Annotated in this window: 16 protein-coding genes; 8 read left to right on the top strand and 8 right to left on the bottom strand. The window is 56.0% G+C overall.

Going from position 1 to position 20,827, the window contains the following annotated elements; translation table 11 throughout:
• The first annotated feature begins 82 nt into the window (after window positions 1-82).
• From JJQ72_RS19325 to JJQ72_RS19335, 3 genes are read left to right on the top strand one after another with little or no spacing between them, the layout of a single operon-like run.
• Entirely contained in the window at window positions 83-409 is a 327-nt protein-coding gene (locus tag JJQ72_RS19325) for an ArsR/SmtB family transcription factor (RefSeq protein ID WP_208204670.1), read from the top strand.
• The gene (locus tag JJQ72_RS19330; RefSeq protein ID WP_208204671.1) at window positions 406-1,377 is read left to right on the top strand and encodes a cation diffusion facilitator family transporter; all 972 of its coding nucleotides are present in this window, start codon (window positions 406-408) and stop codon (window positions 1,375-1,377) included. The genes JJQ72_RS19325 and JJQ72_RS19330 overlap by 4 nt, the downstream gene beginning before the upstream one ends.
• A 9-nt stretch (window positions 1,378-1,386) precedes the next feature.
• Entirely contained in the window at window positions 1,387-2,442 is a 1,056-nt protein-coding gene (locus tag JJQ72_RS19335; protein ID WP_208204672.1) for a flavin-containing monooxygenase, read from the top strand.
• A gap of 101 nt (window positions 2,443-2,543) precedes the next feature.
• On the opposite strand, the gene JJQ72_RS19340 is transcribed toward JJQ72_RS19335, so the two are convergent.
• The gene (locus JJQ72_RS19340) at window positions 2,544-2,903 is read right to left on the bottom strand and encodes a winged helix-turn-helix transcriptional regulator (RefSeq protein ID WP_481856870.1); all 360 of its coding nucleotides are present in this window, start codon (window positions 2,901-2,903) and stop codon (window positions 2,544-2,546) included.
• A 208-nt stretch (window positions 2,904-3,111) separates the two neighbouring features.
• Here JJQ72_RS19340 and JJQ72_RS19345 point away from each other — a divergent pair, with 208 nt between their 5' ends.
• Both JJQ72_RS19345 and JJQ72_RS19350 read left to right on the top strand, forming a co-directional pair.
• Window positions 3,112-4,326 (top strand): MFS transporter, encoded by a 1,215-nt coding sequence (locus JJQ72_RS19345; protein ID WP_208204674.1) that lies wholly within the window; start codon window positions 3,112-3,114, stop codon window positions 4,324-4,326.
• 146 nt (window positions 4,327-4,472) lie between these two features.
• On the top strand, window positions 4,473-5,648 hold the full coding sequence (locus JJQ72_RS19350) for an acyl-CoA dehydrogenase family protein (RefSeq protein WP_208204675.1): 1,176 nt from the start codon (window positions 4,473-4,475) through the stop codon (window positions 5,646-5,648).
• A 144-nt stretch (window positions 5,649-5,792) separates the two neighbouring features.
• Here JJQ72_RS19350 and JJQ72_RS19355 read toward each other — a convergent pair whose 3' ends face one another.
• The 4 genes from JJQ72_RS19355 to JJQ72_RS19370 form a co-directional block, all read right to left on the bottom strand.
• A complete protein-coding gene (locus JJQ72_RS19355) occupies window positions 5,793-7,397 on the bottom strand; it encodes a BCCT family transporter (RefSeq protein WP_481856871.1) in 1,605 nt (534 codons plus the stop codon).
• A gap of 226 nt (window positions 7,398-7,623) precedes the next feature.
• Window positions 7,624-9,828, bottom strand: coding sequence for a DEAD/DEAH box helicase (locus JJQ72_RS19360; protein ID WP_208204676.1), 2,205 nt, complete (start codon window positions 9,826-9,828; stop codon window positions 7,624-7,626).
• Window positions 9,825-11,180 (bottom strand): ATP-binding protein, encoded by a 1,356-nt coding sequence (locus JJQ72_RS19365; RefSeq protein WP_208204677.1) that lies wholly within the window; start codon window positions 11,178-11,180, stop codon window positions 9,825-9,827. Before JJQ72_RS19365 ends, JJQ72_RS19360 begins: the two co-directional genes overlap by 4 nt.
• A gap of 7 nt (window positions 11,181-11,187) precedes the next feature.
• A complete protein-coding gene (locus JJQ72_RS19370; RefSeq protein ID WP_208204678.1) occupies window positions 11,188-13,083 on the bottom strand; it encodes a TerB N-terminal domain-containing protein in 1,896 nt (631 codons plus the stop codon).
• Window positions 13,084-13,292: 209 nt separating this feature from the next.
• Between JJQ72_RS19370 and JJQ72_RS19375 the strand changes: the two genes are divergently transcribed.
• The 3 genes from JJQ72_RS19375 to JJQ72_RS19385 all read left to right on the top strand — a co-directional run bounded on the left by JJQ72_RS19375 (window position 13,293) and on the right by JJQ72_RS19385 (window position 17,712).
• The gene (locus JJQ72_RS19375) at window positions 13,293-13,994 is read left to right on the top strand and encodes a M50 family metallopeptidase (protein ID WP_208204679.1); all 702 of its coding nucleotides are present in this window, start codon (window positions 13,293-13,295) and stop codon (window positions 13,992-13,994) included.
• A gap of 198 nt (window positions 13,995-14,192) precedes the next feature.
• Window positions 14,193-16,019, top strand: a complete 1,827-nt coding sequence (locus tag JJQ72_RS19380) for an ABC transporter ATP-binding protein (RefSeq protein ID WP_208204680.1) — start codon at window positions 14,193-14,195, stop codon at window positions 16,017-16,019.
• Window positions 15,979-17,712 carry an ABC transporter ATP-binding protein gene (locus JJQ72_RS19385; RefSeq protein ID WP_208204681.1) on the top strand — a complete coding sequence of 578 codons (1,734 nt, stop codon included), beginning with the start codon at window positions 15,979-15,981 and terminating at the stop codon, window positions 17,710-17,712. The genes JJQ72_RS19380 and JJQ72_RS19385 overlap by 41 nt, the downstream gene beginning before the upstream one ends.
• A gap of 843 nt (window positions 17,713-18,555) precedes the next feature.
• Here JJQ72_RS19385 and JJQ72_RS19390 read toward each other — a convergent pair.
• The 3 genes from JJQ72_RS19390 to JJQ72_RS19400 all read right to left on the bottom strand — a co-directional run bounded on the left by JJQ72_RS19390 (window position 18,556) and on the right by JJQ72_RS19400 (window position 20,590).
• A complete protein-coding gene (locus tag JJQ72_RS19390) occupies window positions 18,556-18,948 on the bottom strand; it encodes a DUF4181 domain-containing protein (RefSeq protein ID WP_138224104.1) in 393 nt (130 codons plus the stop codon).
• Between the two features lie 221 nt (window positions 18,949-19,169).
• Window positions 19,170-20,384, bottom strand: coding sequence for a chromate efflux transporter (chrA, locus tag JJQ72_RS19395; protein ID WP_208204682.1), 1,215 nt, complete (start codon window positions 20,382-20,384; stop codon window positions 19,170-19,172).
• A gap of 32 nt (window positions 20,385-20,416) precedes the next feature.
• Window positions 20,417-20,590, bottom strand: a complete 174-nt coding sequence (locus tag JJQ72_RS19400; RefSeq protein WP_208204683.1) for a hypothetical protein — start codon at window positions 20,588-20,590, stop codon at window positions 20,417-20,419.
• Between the last annotated feature and the right edge of the window lie 237 nt (window positions 20,591-20,827).

Genomic DNA, 20,827 nt, shown 5'->3' on the forward strand with positions numbered 1-20,827 from the left:
GGAGTTGCAATCTGTCGCACATCTTTGTATTCTATATATGAGCATATGCTCATATATAGAATACAAAGGGCGGCGAATGCATATGGAGGCTCATGAGCACTCTTTTTTACAAGCACAGACGGTTGAGGATGTATCCCGGATATTTAAAGCATTGTCAGACCCCACGCGCATTAAGATCCTATATATGCTCGCCCAGGAGGAGTGTACGGTGGGTCATATTACGGAGGTGCTGGATATTTCCCAGTCAGCAGTATCGCACCAGTTAAGCCTGCTGCGGACGATGCGTCTGGTCAAAAGCCGGCGGGAGGGCACCAGCATGATCTACTCCTGCGATGATAATCACGTCATATCCTTACTTAATCAGGCGGTCTGTCACGCCGAGCAATGTCAGGAGGCTGAAACGCTATGAGCTCTCACTCTCATTCCCATCACGGGCATAGCCACGATCATACGTGTCATGGCCATGGCCATCATGGACACCACCACGGTCATCATCACGGGCTGGACCCCCAGGGCAATAAAAAAGGCCTGCTTCTCGCGTTAGGCATCACGTTCAGCATTATGCTGCTTGAGTTTTTTGGGGGGCTGCTGACGAACAGTCTGGCCCTGCTGTCGGACAGCGGCCATATGCTGAGTGATACGGTATCGCTGCTGCTTAGCCTGGTTGCCGTCTCTTTTGCTTCCCGGCCATCCTCTCCGAAGCGGACGTTTGGCTTTTACCGGTTTGAGATTCTGGCAGCGCTGCTCAATGGGGTGACGCTGTTTGTTGTGGCCGGCTTCATTATGTGGGAAGCGTATGGACGTTTTACCGAGCCACCCGAAGTGGCCAGCGGCTCCATGATGCTGATTGCGTCCATCGGTCTCGCCGCTAATGTGCTGAGCGCCTGGGCACTGATGCGAAAAGGCGATGTCAAGAACAACATCAATTTGCGCAGTGCCTACCTGCATGTGCTGGGGGATGCTCTGGGCTCTGTAGGTGCCATTGCAGCAGGCGCGGTTATGCTGCTCTTCGGCTGGTATATCGCGGACCCCATCATCAGCGTAGTGGTAGCCCTCTTGATCTTGCGCGGCGCTTGGGGCGTAATTACGCATACCGTGCATATCCTGATGGAGGGGACGCCGGCTCATGTGAATGCCGCTGATGTTGAGGACGTTCTGAGCCGCATTCCTGGCGTTACAGAGGTGCATGATCTCCATATCTGGAGTATTACCTCGGGCCTGGATTCACTCAGCTGCCACCTGGTTATTACCGATGGACAGAATTCCCAGATTGTGCTGCAGGCTGCGATTACGACCATCGCTGAGCGATTCGGAATTGACCACACCACGATTCAGATTGAAACCCCGGCAACCCGGCATGCCGAGCTGAAGGTGTAGGTGCTGCAGATGAATACACATGTGGATATCCTTATTATAGGGGCAGGCCAGGCGGGATTAGCCGCCGCCTACCATCTGAGTAAGACAACGATAAATTTCCTGCTGATCGGGCAAGAATCACGTATTGGAGATCCCTGGAGACAGAGATATGACTCTCTGATCACCTTTACTCCCCGTGCCTACAATGCGCTGCCCGGTCTTTTGCTGGAGGGGAATCCGGACGGCTGCAGCAGCAAGGACGAGATTGCCGATAGCCTGGAGCAGTATGCTCGGCATTACGGCTTCCCGATGCAGCTGGGTGTTAAAGTTCAGAGACTGGAGCGGACAGCCGCTGGATTTGCAGTCACTACGAGTCAAGGTGAGATTCAAGCACGACAGGTCATTGTGGCGACAGGCCCTTTTCAAAAGCCGCACCTTCCTCCCTTTGCTCAGCAGCTATCCGAAAATATCCGCCAAATGCATACCTCGGAATACGTAAACCCCTCCTCCCTTCAGCAAGGCAACGTTCTGATCGTTGGGGCAGGCAATTCCGGTGCGCAGATCGCCGCGGAGCTGTCTATGGAGCGGGAGGTTCATCTCTCTGCAGGGCAGCGGTTGAAATTCATGCCGCTTACTTTTTGGGGTAAAAGCATGTTCTGGTGGTTGAATCACAGTGGCGTGCTTCGTGCCTCCGCTGACAGCCCGGCAGGCCGATGGCTTCGCGCTAAAGGCGATCCCATTTTTGGCACAGAGGTGAAGCGTGCGTTAAGGTCCGATGCCGTCACTATCAAGCCGAGGACCGTAGCAGCCAAACAGGATGTGATGCACTTTGAGGATGGCACCCAAGCCGTGTATCCCAACATTATATGGGCTACCGGATTTCAGCCTGATTACGGCTGGATAAAGGTTCCCGGGGTGCTGGATGGCGAGGGCAGGCCCCTGCACCAGCGCGGGGTCTCTTCGGTCCAAGGCTTGTTCTTTCTGGGGCTGCCATGGCAGCAACGCAGAGATTCCGCACTCCTGGGAGGAGTGGGACGCGATGCAGAATACATTGTGCAATGGATCAGGAAAAGGCGCCGAGGCTGAAGGCAGGAGCACCCACATAAGAGTTTATCCTTAGTCTCACCGCCCGGTCCATCCTGCTGAGTGCATTTGGTGCTTACGGCTGAGCCCTCCCGCCGGTAAAGTCACGATGGGGTTCCTGCAGTCTGAGGCTCTCCCTCCGTCATTAAGGTCTGGCCCATCTTCTTCATATGGCACTCTCCCCAGGCGCACATCGTATCCAGGATCGGCTTCATCGACCAGCCGTACTCCGTTAAGGAGTACACCACCTTGGGAGGCACCTGTTCAAAAATCTGCCGCTTCAAAAGCCCCGCCTCCTCCAGCTCTCGCAGCTGCTGGGTCAGCATTTTCTGGGTAATGCCGGGCATAAGGCGCTTCAGCTCACTGGTGCGCTTTTCCCCCTTATCCAGATGGCATAAAATAACGACCTTCCATTTTCCTCCGATGACCTCCAGGGTCGCTTCAACCGGTATATTATAGGCCACAAGCCTCGCCCTCCTCATTTCGTATACTCTGATATGTGAAGTGCACCTTTCTCGAGCCTGCAAAAAACATAGGTACTTAAAGGTGCCTACAGTACTTTAAAGTGCGTACTTACCTCTGACATTCTACCGCCCTATAATAGCATTTGTCCGCCGGATGTAAAGCATTCGGGGCTTGGACAAATTTGTTATATCAGGAGGCTTCCTCTATATGAACTCTAGTAGTAACCCTGTAGCCCTGCCTGCTTCAAAAGCCGGGACCCCCTCATCCCGTTGGGCGCTGTTCGCGCTCGCCGTCAGTGCATTCGGCATTGGAACGACCGAATTTGTGCCGGTGGGACTGTTATCTTCCATCGCAGACGATATGAGCATCCGGATCACCTTGGCCGGCCTGCTCATCTCCATCTATGCGGTCGGTGTCGCTGCCGGTGCACCCGTGCTGACAGCATTGACCAACCGGATGAGCCGCAAAAGCCTGCTGCTCTCCCTGATGGTGCTGTTCATTGTAGGCAACACTGCCGCTGCCTTATCGCAAAGCTTTGCGCTTCTGCTTACAGCCAGAGTCGTTACAGCATTTGCACACGGCGTATTCTTCTCGATCGGCTCAACCATCGCGGTCCAGCTCGTTCCTGCGGAGAAAAAAGCCAGCGCCATCGCTCTCATGTTCACAGGTCTGACCGTAGCCACCGTAACCGGCGTGCCTCTGGGCACATATATTGGTCAGGGCTTTGGCTGGAGAGCTACTTTTGCCGGTGTAGCGGGACTTGGCGTTATCGCCCTCCTTGCGCTATCCGTGCTAATTCCAAAGAATTTGAAGCAGCCGCCTCCAGCCAAGTTCCAGGACATGCTTCGGCTGTTGACTCATCCCTCTATTCTGACCGGACTTGGCATGACAGCCCTTGGCTACGGAGGAACCTTTGTCGCTTTTACCTACCTGACTCCGATGCTGCAGGATGTCGTCGGACTCAAGCCCTCCGCCGTAGGTATTGTACTGCTTATTTATGGCCTTGCTGTTGCTGCCGGTAATGAGATCGGCGGACGATGGGCAAACCGGAATCCGGTGTCGGCCCTCCGTTACATGTTCATCATCCAGGCAGCTGTGCTCATTCTGATGTCTCTCGTTATCCCGTTCCGGGTCGCAGGACTGGCGGCTGTGATCCTGATGGGACTGTTCGCCTTCATGAACGTGCCGGGCCTGCAGCTGTACACGGTGCAAATGGCTGAGAAGTATGTGCCTTCGGCTGTTGACGTAGCCTCGGCGCTGAACATTGCCGCATTCAACGTCGGGATCGCTTTAGGCGCCACCATCGGGGGGATCGCCGTGGATACGATTGGCATCCGGCATACGCCTTGGATCGGCAGCCTGATGGTTCTTGCCGCCGCTGCCCTGGCGATTCATGCCACCCGGCAGTCTGCAAAAAGATAGCACAAGCCCCTCAAGCATTCCCTCTTATGCTTACAGCGTGCTTCTCCCGTCTCGCGCGGGGCAGAGAGACCGGGTGTCCCGTGCAATGATATTTCCCTTTGTGGTATTATGTGTACGAATCCGACTGGAATGCTAGGAGGGACGCCATGAGCTTGTTACGAGAGCAATATATCCGGAATGATGTTGAACGAGAGCGCCTCAAGAAGCTGCGGGAGCTGGCCATGCGGTTTGCGAAGCGGGCTCCGAAGCATGATGAGGAGGGCTCATTTCCATTTGATAACTTTGAAGATCTTCGCCAAGGCGGCTACAACGGGCTAACTGTGCCTAAGTCACACGGCGGAGAAGAAATTTCATTATATGAGCTGGTGCAGGTTCAAGAGTGCCTTGGCTGGGGCGACGGCTCCACGGCGCTCGGCTTTGGCTGGCATCTGGGCCAGCTTCTGCATCTGCGGACGAGCGGTAAATGGCCGGAGCCTCTGTTTGAAGAGCTGTGCCGGGATGTTATTCAGGAGGGCTCCCTCCTGAATGTGTTCGGCAGTGAAGCCGGCACGGGCAGCCCGAGCCGGGGCGGCAAGCCTGCCACCACTGCAGAGCGTATCACAGGAGGCTATAGGGTCAACGGCCGTAAGACCTTCAGCACGCTTTCACCTATACTGGACCGTTTTGTCGTCACTGCGACGGTCACCCCGGAGGACACCGTGAGTGAATTTCTGGTGAAACGCTCCGAGGCCGTGAAGGTCATTGAAACCTGGAATACGATGGGGATGCGCTCGACCGGCAGTCATGATGTGGTGCTGGAAGAGGTTTTTGTCCCTGAGGAAGCACGCATCGTAACCGGAAGCGGCACCGATGACGGAAGCGGGTGGCTGCTCCATATTCCGGCCTGTTATGCCGGAATCGCGATGGCTGCAAGAGACTTTGCCGTGGAATTCGCAGGCACCTACTCCCCGAACAGCCTTCCCGGACCGATCGGAGAGGTGCCGACGGTACGGCAGCTCATCGGGCAGATGGAGGCCGAGCTGCGCACTGCGCGGTCTGTGCTTTATGAAGCGGCGGCTGTCTGGGACAGCCAGCCTCAGCTGCGGCCCGGCCTGCGTCCGCAGCTTGGGCTGGCCAAGCATGTCGTCACGAACCGCGCGCTTCAGGTCGTAGACCTCGCCATGCGGATCGTCGGCGGAACCAGCCTCTCCAAGGCTTTGCCGCTGGAGCGTTACGCCCGGGACATCCGGGCGGGCCTGTTCAATCCGCCTATGGATAATATGCTGCTGGACCAGCTCGCTAAAGAAGCGCTGGGAGAGTTTGGCGGTACCAGCGCACTATAAATATAAGCCAGCAGGCAGTCGTAAAGACCATGCCCTGCTGGCTTGGTTAAATGTAAAGCAGTTCTTCACTGACCTCGCCCGGCGGCGGGGTTTTTGCTGTTCCATTAGATTGACACGTCCTGCGTCCTGCACATTGCTCAAGGCTCACCGCTGCTTCCTGCTCTTATTGACGGCTTCCTCCAGCCGCTTGAAGCGTTTCACGTCGGCCTTGCGGATCGGCAGCGGTTCTCCCTTGAACATGCGGATGACTGCAATCACCAGCAGCAGCAAGATGATAGTGAACGGCAGTGCCGAGATCAGGGAAGCGGTCTGCAGCGCTTCAAGGCCTCCGGTATAAAGGAGCACGCCTGCAATGGAGGCCATCAGAATGCCCCAGACCATTTTTACATAAAATGGGGGATTCAGGCTGCCCGAGGTCGTCATGCTGGACAAAATATACGTCGCCGAGTCCGCCGAAGTGATGAGGAACGTCAGGATCAGAAGGAGAGACAGCACATGTACAATATCTGACAGCGGCAGCAGCTCAATCAATTCAAAAAGCGCTGTCGATACGTCATGATATACGGCTGTAGCAATGCCTGCATTCTGGTTCATATCGAGCCACAGCGCGGTTCCGCCAAACACCGCCATCCACATACAGGCAATCAGCGGCGGCACAACCATAACTCCCAGAATAAACTCCCGGACGGTCCGCCCCCGGGATACGCGCGCGACAAAGGCACCGACAAACGGGGACCAGGCAATCGCCCACGCCCAATAAAAAATCGTCCACTTGCGCACCCATTCCCCGCCCGCATAAGGCTGCAGCCGCAGGCTGTACTGAATGAAGTTCGAGATGTAATCGCCGATCGCTAGCGTAAAGGTTTCAAGGATAAAGACACTGGGACCTGCGAAGAACACAAAGAGCAGAAAGGCCAGCGCCATGCCGAGATTAAAATTACTCAAATATTTTATACCCTTGTCCAGCCCTGTGGTGGTCGAGATCATATAGCAGATAAAAATGAGGCCCAGCACGCCGATCTGCAGCAGCGGTGTATTCTCCCACCCTGTCAGGATGCTCACGCCCCCGCCCATTTGCAGAACGCCCAAGCCTACGGAGGTGGCGACACCCATCACGGTGGCAATGACCGCCAGAATGTCGATGGTGTCCTTCACACCCCGTTTTTGTCCGGTGATCGGCTCGAGGGCGGTGGATACGAGGCCGTCTTTCTTTTTGCGGAATTGGAAAAAGGCAATGACTAACCCCACCAGCGCGAAGACCGACCACTGACTGATGCCGAAGTGAAAGAACGCATAGCCCATAGCTACCCGGGCGGCTTCAATGGATTGTGATTCCATGCCGGCAAACGGCGGCGTAAAGAAATGCGTCATCGGCTCCGCCACGCCCCAGAACACCAGACCCACCCCGAAGCCGGCAGAGAACAGCATGCCGATCCAGGTAAAGAAGGGATAATCCGGCTTTTGGGCATCATCCTGCCCCAGACGGATGCCTCCGTATTTGCTGATCGCAACGCCGAACAAGAACAGAATGATCATAAAGATGGACAGCAGATAGAACCAGCCGAAATAGTTCGTCGTCAGGTTAAACAAGTAGGCCGCCGCATAGCCGAACTTCTCCGGAATGACAGCGCCCAGCACGGCCAGTACTCCAATCAGAAGTGCCGAAATCGTAAACACCATGTTCGTCATTAATTTACCTTTCAACTGCATCACCTCGGAAAAGTATGTATTGTGGCGCGTCCATCTCATTATGTCCACATCCACCCAGATCTCATGTAGCATGCTACCGTGAATTTTTCCGTATGCTTGCTTGTTTAAAAGGTCTCCGATCCCGAGTTAAACTGGAATTTCACGTGGATGACCCGCGCCTTTAACCCAGCGGTTATTCCAACTACTTAAACAAAAACACTGCCTGATTATACAGGCAGTGAGATTTTTGGGGATGAACCTGATTATACAGGCAGTTCTCAATCCCTTAATGATCCTTCAAGCCTCGCAGCGCATCACTCAGCCCTTCAAGATCCAGGCCGTCTACGGCAAATGCCGTGCGCAGCAGATCCGGCTTGACGAATTCATCGTATTTGCCCAAATATGGCGCCTCTTTCGGATCAAGCAGCGACTCGGGCCCGGCGACAAGGCATTCGTCCAGCTCTCCAGCGATGGCATCCATCAGCTGCTCCGGGGTCGTCTTGCCCGCGACCACCATATAATACGGCTCCATGGGTACGATGGACCGCAGGGAGTGGGCGCCAGCAAGATTGTGCTTCAGCAGCCGCTCCAGCGTACGGAATGGCTTGCTGCCCGCCCAGGGAAGGACAAACATGGAGTCTCCCCCCGCAGGTATGACGGTGCTGTTCAGCAGCCCGCTCTCCCGGGCGAGACGCCGGGCCCGCTCCAGCCGCTGCACCGCACCAGGCGCCAGATAAGGATACAGCGTGCTGTCATCGAGAACCTGGCGCATTTTGCGGACGACCCTGGTATGGATGTCTCCGCCTGCACCAAGCCAAAGGGTATCGACCTTGCCCTTGGATGATTTGACGTACAGCGCCTTATGCCGGGGATCGACCTCCTCCACCTTCCACAGCTTGCCGGCCAGCGAGAAGCAGTAGGCTGGCGGCGGCACGGTCGTGATGGAGCCGATCTCCTCCGACCCGTTATACACGACATGCTCTTCATCGTCTTTGAACACCGCGTAGAAGCGGAAATGGTTCACGATGCGCTCTCCCGTCAGGCCGATAATGAGCGGCCCTTCATCGGTGCGCTGGATATGGTCTGTCTGCAGCAGATAATTCAGAAAATCCCTGTACTCTGCCGCCGTGAAGCCGCGAAAAGCAGGCAGCGTCAGCACCGCCTTCGCCAGCTCGGCCGGCTCGGCTTCCCCCATGCTTTTCAGAATGCTCATCGTCTGATGATACAAGAGCCCGACCGGCTTCTGCCGCAGTGTCAGCGGCTCCACCCACCTCTCGTGAACATACAGCTCAATGACCGCGATCGCGCGCAGCAGCATCCAGGGCATGCGCGCCGGGAGCTGTGCAGTTTCATCCTCTTCCTCCGGACATAGAAACAGCATCTCCGATGCCTGTCCACGTCTGCCGGAGCGCCCCAGCCGCTGCACAAAGCTGGAGCAGCTGTACGGGGCACCGAGCTGCACGACCCGCTCTAGCTCGCCCAGGTCAATGCCCAGCTCCAGCGTCAGCGTGGCGGCGGCTACAGCAGGACCGGGGCCGCTGCGCAGCGCCGCCTCGGCTTCCTCCCGCAGCATCGAGGAAATGCTGCCGTGATGAACATGAAATACATCCGGCTCCTGACGCTTCGCAGCCACCCGCCGCATTTCCAGTGTCGTCAGCTCGGCATCGGAGCGGCTGTTCGTAAAGATGAGCGCTTTATGACGGCGGGTCGTGTCATACATATAATCATAATATGCTTTCTCTGCGTGCTCCCGCTGCTCCGCCTTCTTCTCATCCCGTGCATCCGGAAATGAAAAATGCTCGACGCTGATCCGCAAGCGGCGTGATCCTGGCGGGGACACCACCTCCGCCAGTTCCTTCGTGCCGGCAGCAAGCCAGCCGGCCGCCGTGTCATAATCCTTGAGGGTGGCAGACAGCCCGATACGGCGCGGCGTGCAGGCTGCCATCCGCTCGATTCGGGTCAGCTGGCTCAGCACCTGAATCCCCCGGTCTGCCCCCATAAAGGCGTGCACTTCGTCAATAATGACATACCGCAGGTCGTGAAACAGCGCCGGAATGGCATTCGGGCGATTCATAAGCAGTCCTTCCAGCGATTCCGGTGTAATCTGCAGCACGCCGGAAGGATTTTGCATCAGCTTGGTCTTCTCCTCCTGCGACACATCCCCATGCCAGTGCCATACCGGCACCTCTCCCTCCCGAAGCAGCTCCTGAATCCGCTCAAACTGGTCATTGATAAGTGCCTTCAGCGGACCAATGTACAGAATGCCAACCGAGGACGAGGGGGCTTCATACAGTCCTGTCAGTGCCGGAAAAAAAGCCGCCTCCGTCTTCCCCGACGCCGTCCCCGATGCGATTAGAAGATGATGAGAGGTGTCCAGCAGCACCCGGCAGGCCTCCACCTGTGCTTCGCGCAGGGTGTCCCAGCGTTTGCGGTACATGTATTCGCGGATGAAGGGAGCCAGCCTGTAGAACAGATGACCCTGGCTGCTCATAGCTCAAACTCCGCCAGGAAATCATCACTGTCATCCTCCTGGTTCTCATCGGAGCTGGATTTGGCGCCTGTAGACGCCGAAGTCTGGGCCGGTGAGGACCGCTTCCCGAGCAGCGTGTCAAAATTACTGTCCGGGTGCTGATGCAGCGTATGCAGCAGATCCAGGAAATCCCGGACGACCTCGCGCGGAGTCAGCAGCTCCTCAGCGCCGAGGCGGTTTACCGCATTTTGCATAAAGGCAACCAGCTGCGCATCCTCCAGCGCCGCCGGATATTGATAATGCAGTGCATGAATGTCCCGCAGCTTCTGAAGCAGAATGAGAATCTCTTCATGCGACAGCATGCTCAGCGTAAGAATGGGCGAGCTGTAGGTGCGGTACGACTGCGAGCCGTAGCGCCCGTCGATCAGGCGCGAGCGCAGCGCGTCATAGCTGAACAGCCCCCGCCGCTCATCCTCGACGAACTGAGGCGTACCGCCCAGCAGAATACCAAGATGCCGGGCCTTGCCCTGCATCGTATCATTGAACAGCGTCAGCAGCTTCTCATAGTTGCTTTGGCGGGATACGGTATTCGTGATTTTGTACAGATTGACACCCTCGTCGATGAAGAGCAGCAGCCCCTTGTAGCCAATCAATGCTGTAAATTCCGCCCACAGCTTCATGTAGTCGTACCAGCTCTCATCATCAATGATCATTCCGACTCCCAGCTCCTGCCGCGCCTCTGTGCGCGTCCGGTATTCCCCCCGAAGCCAGCGCAGCGCTGCCTGCTTGACATCATCATCTCCCAGCTTGCAGCCTTTCCAATACGCCGTCAGCACCTTGGCAAAATCAAAGCCGTGCACTAGGCTCTGCATACTGCCCGTCACTTCAAAAATCCGCTGCTCCACCCTCAGGCTAAAGCCCGGATCATCGGCGGAGATGCCCTCCTTCTGGACCAAGGACTGCTGGATGGCAGAGATCCATTTCTGGAGAATAACCTCCAGCGCTCCGCCGTCCGGTCGTGTCCGGGTGGACAGGTGAGTCATAAGCTCACGGTAGGTGGCAAGACCCTGTCCCTTCGTCCCCACCAGGCGCCGCTCCGGCGACAGATCCGCATCGGCTACGACGAAATCCCGGTCCATCGCATAGTTGCGAAGAATCTGGAGCAGAAAGCTCTTGCCGCTGCCGTACCGCCCGCTGATCAGGCGAAAGGCTGCACCGCCCTCCTGAATATTGTCCATATCCTGCAATAGCGCTTCGACCTCCGGTTTGCGGCCCACCGCAATGTGCTCCAGCCCCACTCGCGGCACGACACCGGCCGTCAACGAGTTCATCAGCGCGGTCGTCAGCCGCCGCGGAATTTTTAACTCAGTCATCTCTTGATCACCTCTTCGTGAAATCCAGCATATCTGCATAATCCTCCAGCAAAGCATCTCCATCTATTAAAAGATCGCCGATCCACTCCATCGCCGCCTCGTTAATCTCATCCAGCAGCAGCTCTGGCATGGAGCCGGCACGCTCTGCCGCTGCCTGCCGAGCTGCAGGCCCCAGATTGTGCTTCAGTGCATACAGCATCTCCAGCTGCGGAGGCGTCAGTCTCAACGCCAGCTCCTGCCACTCCTGTCCCAGCTGCTCCGTATTCCAGTGTATCCCGCCATCGGCCGTGTTGTCCCAAGAAGGAGGGACAGGCGCCGCCCCGGCAAAAGATTCGCTCTCATCCGGTGCAGGAGATCTCTGGTCCTCATACTCCGGCTCTTCCACCATAAGCAGGTCCCGCACGAGATCCGACTCCTGCTGCAGCCGCTGCAGCTTGTCCGGATCAATAGTGACCACGGGCGCCGGCGGCTGGGGCGCTTTCACGCCGGCGCCGAGCTCTTTTTCCAAATAACGTCGGATGAGCTTACCGAGCTCTGGCTCGACACTCACGCCCTTCAGCCGCCCTTTAAAGTGCATCAGCTCTCTCAGCACGTTCTCGGTCAAGCGGACCAGCTGTGTGAGAAACGCCCGGAGAGGTGAATAGGCGGACAGCTTCATATAGCGCACAGTTACCGTGCGTCCAAACAGGCTCTCGTCGTATACTGCCGTCCGGAACAGCGGCCGCTCCGAGTTAATCTCAGGCGGTCTAAAGCGCTCCAGCAGGCGTCCGGCTCCCGTCTTCTCTCCGTAAGCATCTGCCAGAGCAATCACTTTGGGGGCATAGGTCTTCAGCGCCTTACTGCCGGATTCCTGAAAAAAACGGCTCTTCTCGGGATCGACATCCAGCAGCTCCCGAAGCACGTCCCAATTCAGCTCAACGGGACGGGCGCTGAACCGCCGCAGCCACTCCCGCTCCCGAAGCTCGGGCGAGAGGCTGCGGGGGAGCTTGTCCAGGACGTCCGCTTCCGGCAGCTCCAGGCCGTGCACCCGGGCAAAATCAAACCGCCACTCTCTCAGATAACTGTCGAGCTTACGGTACCGGCCGCGGTAAGCAAGCCAGACCTGATTCAGCAGCTGCCAGCCCTGCTGCGGCCCGCTCCAGCCGATGCCGTGAATTAGCTCATATATATAGAGAAACAGGTAGGAAAGGTCCGTGTCCGGGTAGCTTCCGGAACGCACCTCCTCCCTCCAGTAGAAATACCAGCGCTCCTGCGGCGGTGACATTTCACTGTACACCGGCCAGTAGCTCTTGAACGGAGTGAAGGGCGCCTGCGGCTCCGCATGCCACTCCAGCTCCTTGGCCCGCAGGTAAAACTGCTGCTCACGCGTGTAATATCTTGCACCATCAAAAGACGGGGGCACGCTGGAGGCCGGCAGCGTCGAAACCTCGGGAGAAGGCGGCGTCGGCCGCGTCAGCGCGTGACCAGCATGGCTGGCTGCGCCCGAGGGCTGCTCCCCTGACGGTCCAAAATCCAGCTCCGCCAAGGTAAGCTGTCCTGTGAAAGCCTCTTGGCTGTCGCCCATGAATTCCTCTGGCTCCCGCAGGGCAGCCTCGTTCTCCTGCATGGCCGCTTCTGTTTCCTGATGCCTGCGTACTGCAGACTCCTCCGGAATTCTCAGCTCACGCTCTTCGCCGCCCAGCTGAAACTCAGCAAAGGTGAGCTGCAGGTCATGGCTCCGCCATGACTTCACTTTTGGCCCTTCCTGGCGGGAAACTTCGTGTACCTGACCCGGTCCGGGGCTTTGATGCCGCTGCTCCGATCTGGAGCTTTGATGCGGCTGCTCCGACCTTGGGCTCACGCCTCCGCTGCTGTCTCGCTTGGCGTGGCGGGGTCTGCGTTCCGGTTCCTGTGGCTGCGTCACGGCCTCTCACCTCCTTTTTGTCCACTTCGTCTCTCTATTGTACCACTCCCCGCGAGGAGCTGGATTCGTTTGTACAATGACTGTATTGCCGTCTATACTTGATATAGGCGAGCTTTCATGGAACATACGTTCCATTTTATCACAACATGAATCGCCCTGTCTGTATGTTCCACAGCCCATCGCAGACTTCCTGTAGAAAGGATTATGATATGAACAAGTGGATCAAAACGATTCTGTATCTGGTTGGCGCCGCCATCTTGACCCGCCTCATTCCTTTTTCCTCCTGGTTCCGCATTATGGACACCATGGTGCATGAGCTCGGTCATGCGCTCGCGACCCTCGCCTTGTCCGGACGGGTACTGAGCATCGAGCTGAATCCGGATCACAGCGGCGTGACCTACTCCCTCGTAGCACCGGGATGGAAGTCCCTCGTCGTTTCCATGGCAGGATATATTCCGGCCTCCCTGTTCTCTGTGCTGATGTTTTACGTTTATGCCCGCCAGAAGCAGGGACAGGGGCTGCTAGCTATAACCGTAACTGCACTGCTCATGATTATCCTGTTCGTCCGCAACGGCTACGGCATCTGGTGGCTCTCCATCTTCATTGTGATTACCCTTGTCTTCTATTTGATTGGTGGAAAAATCCGAAATGCCTACTATCTCTTACTCGCTTTCCTCTGCCTGGAGGAATCGGTCATGGGACCGGTAACGCTGCTCATCTATGGAGTCATTACTCCGGCGCGTGCCGGCGATGCGGCGAATCTCGCCCATCAGACCCCTCTGCCTGCAGCCGTGTGGGCGCTGATCTTTTTAGCCTTTGCCCTGTGGTGCGCCAAGCTCGCGCTGCAGCTGTTCTGGGGCAGGCGGTCAGCATCAGGCCGCAGCCTGGACATGAGCGCGCGGCTGCGCTAGCACCGCGCCAGGCGCCCGATCCTCTGCTCGATGCTCCAGCGCAGCAGAGCTACCCTCTTTTTTTGCAGCTGGTTGCAGCTGCCAACCGCATAATGATAGCGCTTAAATTCTCTGTTGACGGAAGTCAAGTGGCTCCTGTAATATGGATTTCACTTGGAATTTATTCGGTGTCATAGCAGAAACTGAGGGGGTAACCGGGTGGACGCAGCGGGGGATGGTCAAATCAGAAATACCTTGAAGAACAAATGGAGCGCTTATCAAGAACGGAGACAGACCTATTTCTGGGTGCTGTCTTATTTGAAGCCTTACCGCGGGAGTTTGATCGCCCTCATTGTGATGGGACTTGTTCTCGCGCTTGGCGAGATTAGCATTCCGCAATTTTTACGCTATCTCATTGACGTGGTAGTTCCTGAGAAGAGCAACACACTATTTTTCACAGCGCTGGCCGTATTGATCCTTGTTCTGGGATTGATGTTTGCAGCGACGGCCCTTTGCAACATTCTGGAACGCTCGGTGCAGGAGAAGGCCGCCCGGGATTTACAGCTCAGCCTGTTCACACATCTAAGGAAGCTGGGCTTTGCTTACTATGAGCAGCACCCGACCGGAGAAACCCTGTCTCTGTTCAACCACAACCTGACGGCGGTTCAGAAGATCTACACCCAATACCTGCCCCTCATCATCCGGCATCTGCTACTCATTCTGGTGCCCCTGGTCATGGTACTCCATATGAACACGAAGCTGACGCTTTTCATTCTTCCATGCTATTTCCTCTACTATTTGATAGGTCCTACTATTGATGGAAAGACAGCGATGTATTTTAAACAGCAAACCCAGGAGCGGGAACGACTAAATCAGAAAATTTATAATTCGGTCAGTTCACTGGTAGAAGTGCGTGCTTTTGGCGCGACCTCCTGGGAAGTGGGGCGTTTTACGGAAACATATGAGCAATATGCAAAAACCCGTCTCGGCTCCCTGCTCTACCGGCATCTGCAATTCTCTTTTCGAATGACGGCTACAGCCGTCGGAGTCATCCTGATGTACATCCTCGGCTCTCAATCAATTACGAGTGGCAGCATGAGTGTGGGCACTTTCGTATCATTTACCATCTACATATTGATGATCTTCCGCTCGATCGGGCGTTTGACTTTTCAATTGCTGGAGCAAAGCTACTGTATAGGCCAGGCACAGCTATTGTATGAATATGCTCAGCACAAGCCTGTGGTTCAAGAAGACCGAAAGCCCCGGTTCCTCTCTGACATAGCCGGAGCGTTGACGTTCAGCGAGGTTCATTTCAGCTATCCGGGACGTTCACCGGTGATCACGGGATTTACAGCACAGATTCTTCCCGGGCAAAAAACGGCTCTCGTAGGGACTAGCGGCTGCGGAAAATCGACACTGCTCAAGCTGGTAGGCCGGTTTTACGATCCGGATCAAGGCCAGATTCTACTGGATGGCGTCCCCTTGACCGAGCTCTCCCTAAGTCAAATTCGGGAATCGATCGGCATCGTGTTTCAAGAAACGTATCTATTCGGTTTGTCCATCCAGGAAAATATCCGCTTCGGTCGACCGGATGCCTCTCAAGCGGACATCATTGCGGCTGCAAAGGCCGCCTTCATTCATGATTTCATATTGGAGCTGCCAGAGGGATATGACACCTTGGTCGGTGAGCGGGGTATCCGGCTTTCCGGCGGCCAGAAGCAAAGAATTGCTATTGCAAGAATGTTTATCAAGAATCCGTCCATCATCCTGTTGGATGAAGCGACTGCCTCACTGGATACAGTCAGTGAAAAAGCGGTACAGCATGCGCTGCAGGCGCTGCTAGCAAGCCGGACCACCATTGCGGTAGCCCACCGGATTTCTACGATCCGCGATTACGATCAGATTATCGTGATTGATCAGGGAAAAGCGGTGGAGCAAGGTACCTATGAGGAGCTTGTCAGGCAGCAGGGCATCTTTTATCAGCTGGTAAAGGGGGAGGAGCTTCATGAAGAGCAGCTTGGCTTGGATATGGCCATTCATACGTAGAAGCAAGGGCTGGTATCTGTTCGGTTTTGTCATTATGATGGCAGAAACGGCCTTTTCCCTTGGGGGAACCTGGGTTCAAAAATGGATCATTGATGATGTTTTTATCGCGGGTGAGACGGAGCATGCCCTGACCTACTTTGTACTGCTGGGGGTTTGTCTGTTTGCGGCTCCTGCACTCTTTACAGCGACAGCCATGGTGCATCACAGAATCGGCTATGCACTGCGCATCACGTTGGGAAAGCTTGTTATGAATCATCTGTACCACCTGCCGCTTTCGCATATTCAGAAGGAACGAAGTGCGCGGTTCACAGATTATCTCGTGAAGGACATTTATACGGTGGGCGGCGGCGTTTCATACCAGATGCCAAAGGCACTGCAGCGTGTAGTGTCCGCGGTCGTGATCATGATCATTATCGGCAGCGTCAGCCTGACGCTGCTGCTCTCTACCACCGTGCTGTGTCTCAGCTTTATGGCGTTGGGACGCTATTTGGGAGAAAAGGTTCGATCAAGCTCACGTCAGGTATCCGATCGGAAAACAGCGCTCACTGTACATATGGAAGAAGGCATTGCCGCTACCAAGGAAGTCGTCGCCTTTCACCGGGAAGCCTGGGAGTTGGAGCGGTATCATCGGTTGTTTAAGCCTTATATGGAAGAAGTAATGAAAGCAGGACGTCTGGAGAACAAGCAAATGATTCTCAGTCAGCCGTTGAAATGGTCTGCCACTTTAGTCGTTCTGGCCTTCGGTGGCTATCAGGTGATGCAGGGCACGATGAGCGCCGGCTTGCTCATCGTGCTATGGCAATATTCCTCGAGCTTAATGGATGATTTCCATATGATTTTTGAGCATGCCATGCAGGGCGCGCGCCTGGTCGGTACCATTGATCGCCTGAAGCGGATTACAGACGTCGAGAAAATGGCGGATGGAAGCCAAGCCTTCACGGAACCGATCACCTCTATGGAACTCAAAAAGGTAAGCTTCTCCTTTCAAGCGGACGCGGTGCAGCCCATCCTGCAGGAGCTGGACATGACACTGAAGGTGGGCAAGAAAAATGCCATCGTCGGAGCCAGCGGCGGCGGAAAATCCACCATATCCAAGCTGCTGGCCCGGTTCTATGAGCCAGAGGCAGGGGACATTGAGGTGAACGGTCATTCGCTTTCTCTCCTGCAAAGGCAGGATTGGTCGGAGCGGGTATGCATTGTCCTCCAGGAGCCGTACTTCTTCCCGGAGTCCATCCGCACCAATCTGACGATGGGACGAGCTCACATCTCGGACGAGGAGTTGATGGCGCTCTGTAAGGCCATGTATATTGACGATTTCATCACCTCACTGCCGCTGGGTCTGGATCAGGAGATCGGAGAACGCGGTGTAATGCTCTCCGGGGGCCAGCGTCAGCGTCTTTCACTCGTTCGCGCACTCGCTGCACGGCCAGAGGTGCTCATTCTGGACGAGGCGACCTCGGCGCTGGATTTGGAAACGGAGCGTAAAATTCAGCGCAGCCTGGATACGCTGCGGGAAGGGCTGACAACCATCGTCATCGCTCACAGATTGTCTACGATCCGCAACGCCGACGTCATTTTCGTCATAGACAAAGGTGCATTGGTGGAGGAAGGGAACCACGACATCCTGCTGGCGCAGGATGGGCTGTACCGAAAGCTGCTGCAGGGCGAAGAAGAAGCCACCGGTGTCGCCTGAAAGATGGTGGAGCTATCCACCGGCCTATGAATGCGAAATACCGAACTCAATCCTGCCATAGCCCCCCACGCGCCAAACAAATGCGAAAAACCGCATTCGTTGCGCCGCTGGGGCGGTTCTGGAGTAAACGAATGCGATAAACCGAACTCATTGCCCCACTTGGGCGGTTCAGCACCAAACGAACGCGAAATACCGAACTCATTGCCCCACTCGGACGGTTCAGCACCAAACGAACGCGAAATACCGAACTCGTTGCCCCACTTGGGCGGTTCATCACCAAACGAACTCGAAAAAACGAACTCATTGCCCCACTCGGGCGGTTCAGCACCAAACGAACTCGAAAAAACGAACTCGTTGCCCCACTTGGGCGGTTCAGCACCAAATGAACGCGAAAAAACGAACTCATTGCCCCACTCGGGCGGTTCAGCACCAAACGAACTCGAAAAACCGAACTCGTTGCCCCACTCGGGCGGTTCGGCACCAAACGAACTCGAAATACCGAACTCGTTGCCCCACTCGGGCGGTTCGGCACCAAACGAACTCGAAAAACCGAACTCGTTGCCCCACTCGGGCGGTTCAGCACCAAATGAATGCGATAAACCGAACTCATTGCCCCACTGGGGCGGTTCGGCACCAAACGAATGCGAAATATCGAACTCGTTGCCCCACTCGGGCGGTTCGGCACCAAATGAATGCGAAAATCCGAACTCATTGCTCCACTTGGGCGATTCAGCACCAAACGAACTCGAAATACCGAACTCATTGCGCTACTCGGGCGGTTCAGCACCAAACGAACTCGAAATACCGAACTCGCTCCGCCGCTGGATCTCACCCTGTCGCACTCTACTGCAGCCGGAAGCTCATTAACACCTCCCGATCCGCTGCCAAGGTGGCCCATGCCAGAAACGCAATCAGCAGGAAGGCTATTGTAAAGCTGATCATATGCCGCCGCGTGTGCCGGATATATTTCTTCTCCAGCCAGCCGTTAAAGCATAGGTACAGTGCACCCGCAGCCAGAATACCCTGCATCATTCTGAACGGGTCTATTACAACATTGAAGTCAATCAGCAGGATGCCGAACACAACGGTACCCATCATCAAGGTTGAAGCGATATACCACTTTTTCCCCGCTGTGTCACTCAGCTTCTCATGACGATGCTCGCTCTTGACGAGAATTAGGTTTAAGACGATCGACACTACAGATGTAACGAACCCTACAATTCCAATGACGTTCATGGTTTGTCCTCCTTCTTCCACGCATGGATGACAGCCCTGCTAGGCTGCATACCGCCTTCTTTATATTAACGTCTCCAGCTTGGCAGAAGTTTGTACCATTTCAGACAGCCGCAGACGATGCCGATGCTAATGCAGGAGCACAGCTTCAGCCGTCTTGCCGCATGTGAAAAGCCCGGCACCGCTTGTACAGCGAGTCCGGGCTTCAAATAACACGAAGTGCATCAAATCAAAGTCAGCAGCGTGCCGCCAAGCGCTCCCACGATGACGATCACCCACGGCGGAAGCTTCCAGAAGACGAGCATGAGGAAAAAGACAGCGGCCATGGCAAAATCCGCCGGCGACAGAATCGTCGTCGTCCACAGCGGATCATAAAGCGCGGCCAGCAGGATGCCGACGACTGCGGCATTGATTCCGACCAGGGCGCCTTGCACCTTGGGATTGCGGCGCATAGCGTTCCAGAACGGCAGCGTGCCGATAATGAGCAGAAACGCAGGCAGAAAAATCGCAGCGGTGGCGATCACTGCGCCGGAAATGCCACCAGCCAGTGTCCCCAGAAATGCCGCGAAGGTAAACAGCGGGCCCGGCACGGCCTGGGCTGCACCGTAGCCGGCCAGGAAGTCCTCTTTGTTCACCCAGCCCGCCGGTACGACCTCTCGCTCCAGCAGCGGCAGCACGACATGACCTCCACCGAACACCAGCGAGCCGGACCGGTAGAAGCTGTCAAACAGCGGCAGCCAGCCGCTGAGCGCTCCCTGTCGAAGCAGCGGCAGCGCTGCCAGCAGCGCCGCGAACAGCACCAGACAGAAGAGCGCGACTCCGCGCTTCACGGGGATATTCAGATCCGTGACCTCCGGGGTCTCGGCTTTGCGGTACATCCACAGCCCGAACAGTCCCGCTGCGACAATGATGCCGACCTGACTGAACACCGACTGCCACAGCAGCGCGATAGAGGCTGCCGCGATAGCCAGTGTCGCCCGGCTTCGATCCGGAGCCAGCTTCTGGCCCATCCCGAGTATCGCATGGGCCACGATCGCTACGGCGACCAGCTTCAGTCCGTGAATCCAGCCCGCATTGCCCAGATCCATTCCCTGCAGCAGCAGAGCGAACAGCACCAAGGCCACAACGGAAGGCAGCGTGAACCCGAGCCAGGCGATCAGCCCGCCTACAAGCCCTCCGCGAATGACGCCAATGCCGATGCCGACCTGACTGCTGGCCGGTCCGGGAAGGAACTGGCACAGCGCGACCAGATCTGCATAGCTTCGTTCATCCATCCATTTGCGCCGCCGTATGTATTCGTTGTGAAAATACCCAATGTGCGCAACCGGTCCGCCAAAGGACGTCAACCCAAGCTTCGTGGACACCGCCAGTACCTCCAGATAGGTGCCTGCCTTCCCTTTTGACCCGTAACGGGCCGCAGCTTGCTCCTTGCTCTCCATGAGCTCTCATCCCTCCAAATCTTATAGTCTCTCTACCACACTTTATCCACCCACTTCATCACAGCGTCCCGATATCGGCTCTCATAGGAAAGCCAGCGGTCGGTCTGCTCATGACACATCCATTTTGTGGGTCCCATACTATCTATATCATGGACGATAACATCCGGAAAAGTAAATACACCATGCTGTTTTTTTACGGGAGCCATGAGCCTGTAGCCCTTCCCCCATCACAGGGGACTACAGGCTCATTATGCATGCAGATCGGCTCCTTTGCTCTAGAGTTACCAAGCCAGAGGCTAGAGTAAAGGGCTGAAAATTTCAGCCCCTCCTCATCAAACCGTACGTGAGGTTTTCCCTCATACGGCTTTCCGATGTTCGTCATTCATGTGCATGCAGATTACAAGAGCGTTTTGAGTCCATGTTGTCTAGCCATGAATTTAACC

Source organism: Paenibacillus sp. F411 (assembly GCF_017582705.1).
Lineage (GTDB): Bacteria > Bacillota > Bacilli > Paenibacillales > Paenibacillaceae > Paenibacillus_AQ > Paenibacillus_AQ algicola.

Coding starts and splice junctions, on each gene's coding strand:
- JJQ72_RS19360 (WP_208204676.1), bottom strand. CDS start 9,828: ATGAGCAGCCAGGGTCATCTGTTCTACAGGCTGGCTCCCTTCATCCGC.
- JJQ72_RS19330 (WP_208204671.1), top strand. CDS start 406: ATGAGCTCTCACTCTCATTCCCATCACGGGCATAGCCACGATCATACG.
- JJQ72_RS19385 (WP_208204681.1), top strand. CDS start 15,979: ATGAAGAGCAGCTTGGCTTGGATATGGCCATTCATACGTAGAAGCAAG.
- chrA (WP_208204682.1), bottom strand. CDS start 20,384: ATGGAGAGCAAGGAGCAAGCTGCGGCCCGTTACGGGTCAAAAGGGAAG.
- JJQ72_RS19335 (WP_208204672.1), top strand. CDS start 1,387: ATGAATACACATGTGGATATCCTTATTATAGGGGCAGGCCAGGCGGGA.
- JJQ72_RS19400 (WP_208204683.1), bottom strand. CDS start 20,590: ATGGCTCCCGTAAAAAAACAGCATGGTGTATTTACTTTTCCGGATGTT.
- JJQ72_RS19390 (WP_138224104.1), bottom strand. CDS start 18,948: ATGAACGTCATTGGAATTGTAGGGTTCGTTACATCTGTAGTGTCGATC.
- JJQ72_RS19355 (WP_481856871.1), bottom strand. CDS start 7,397: ATGAGATGGACGCGCCACAATACATACTTTTCCGAGGTGATGCAGTTG.
- JJQ72_RS19345 (WP_208204674.1), top strand. CDS start 3,112: ATGAACTCTAGTAGTAACCCTGTAGCCCTGCCTGCTTCAAAAGCCGGG.
- JJQ72_RS19325 (WP_208204670.1), top strand. CDS start 83: ATGGAGGCTCATGAGCACTCTTTTTTACAAGCACAGACGGTTGAGGAT.
- JJQ72_RS19350 (WP_208204675.1), top strand. CDS start 4,473: ATGAGCTTGTTACGAGAGCAATATATCCGGAATGATGTTGAACGAGAG.
- JJQ72_RS19365 (WP_208204677.1), bottom strand. CDS start 11,180: ATGACTGAGTTAAAAATTCCGCGGCGGCTGACGACCGCGCTGATGAAC.
- JJQ72_RS19375 (WP_208204679.1), top strand. CDS start 13,293: ATGAACAAGTGGATCAAAACGATTCTGTATCTGGTTGGCGCCGCCATC.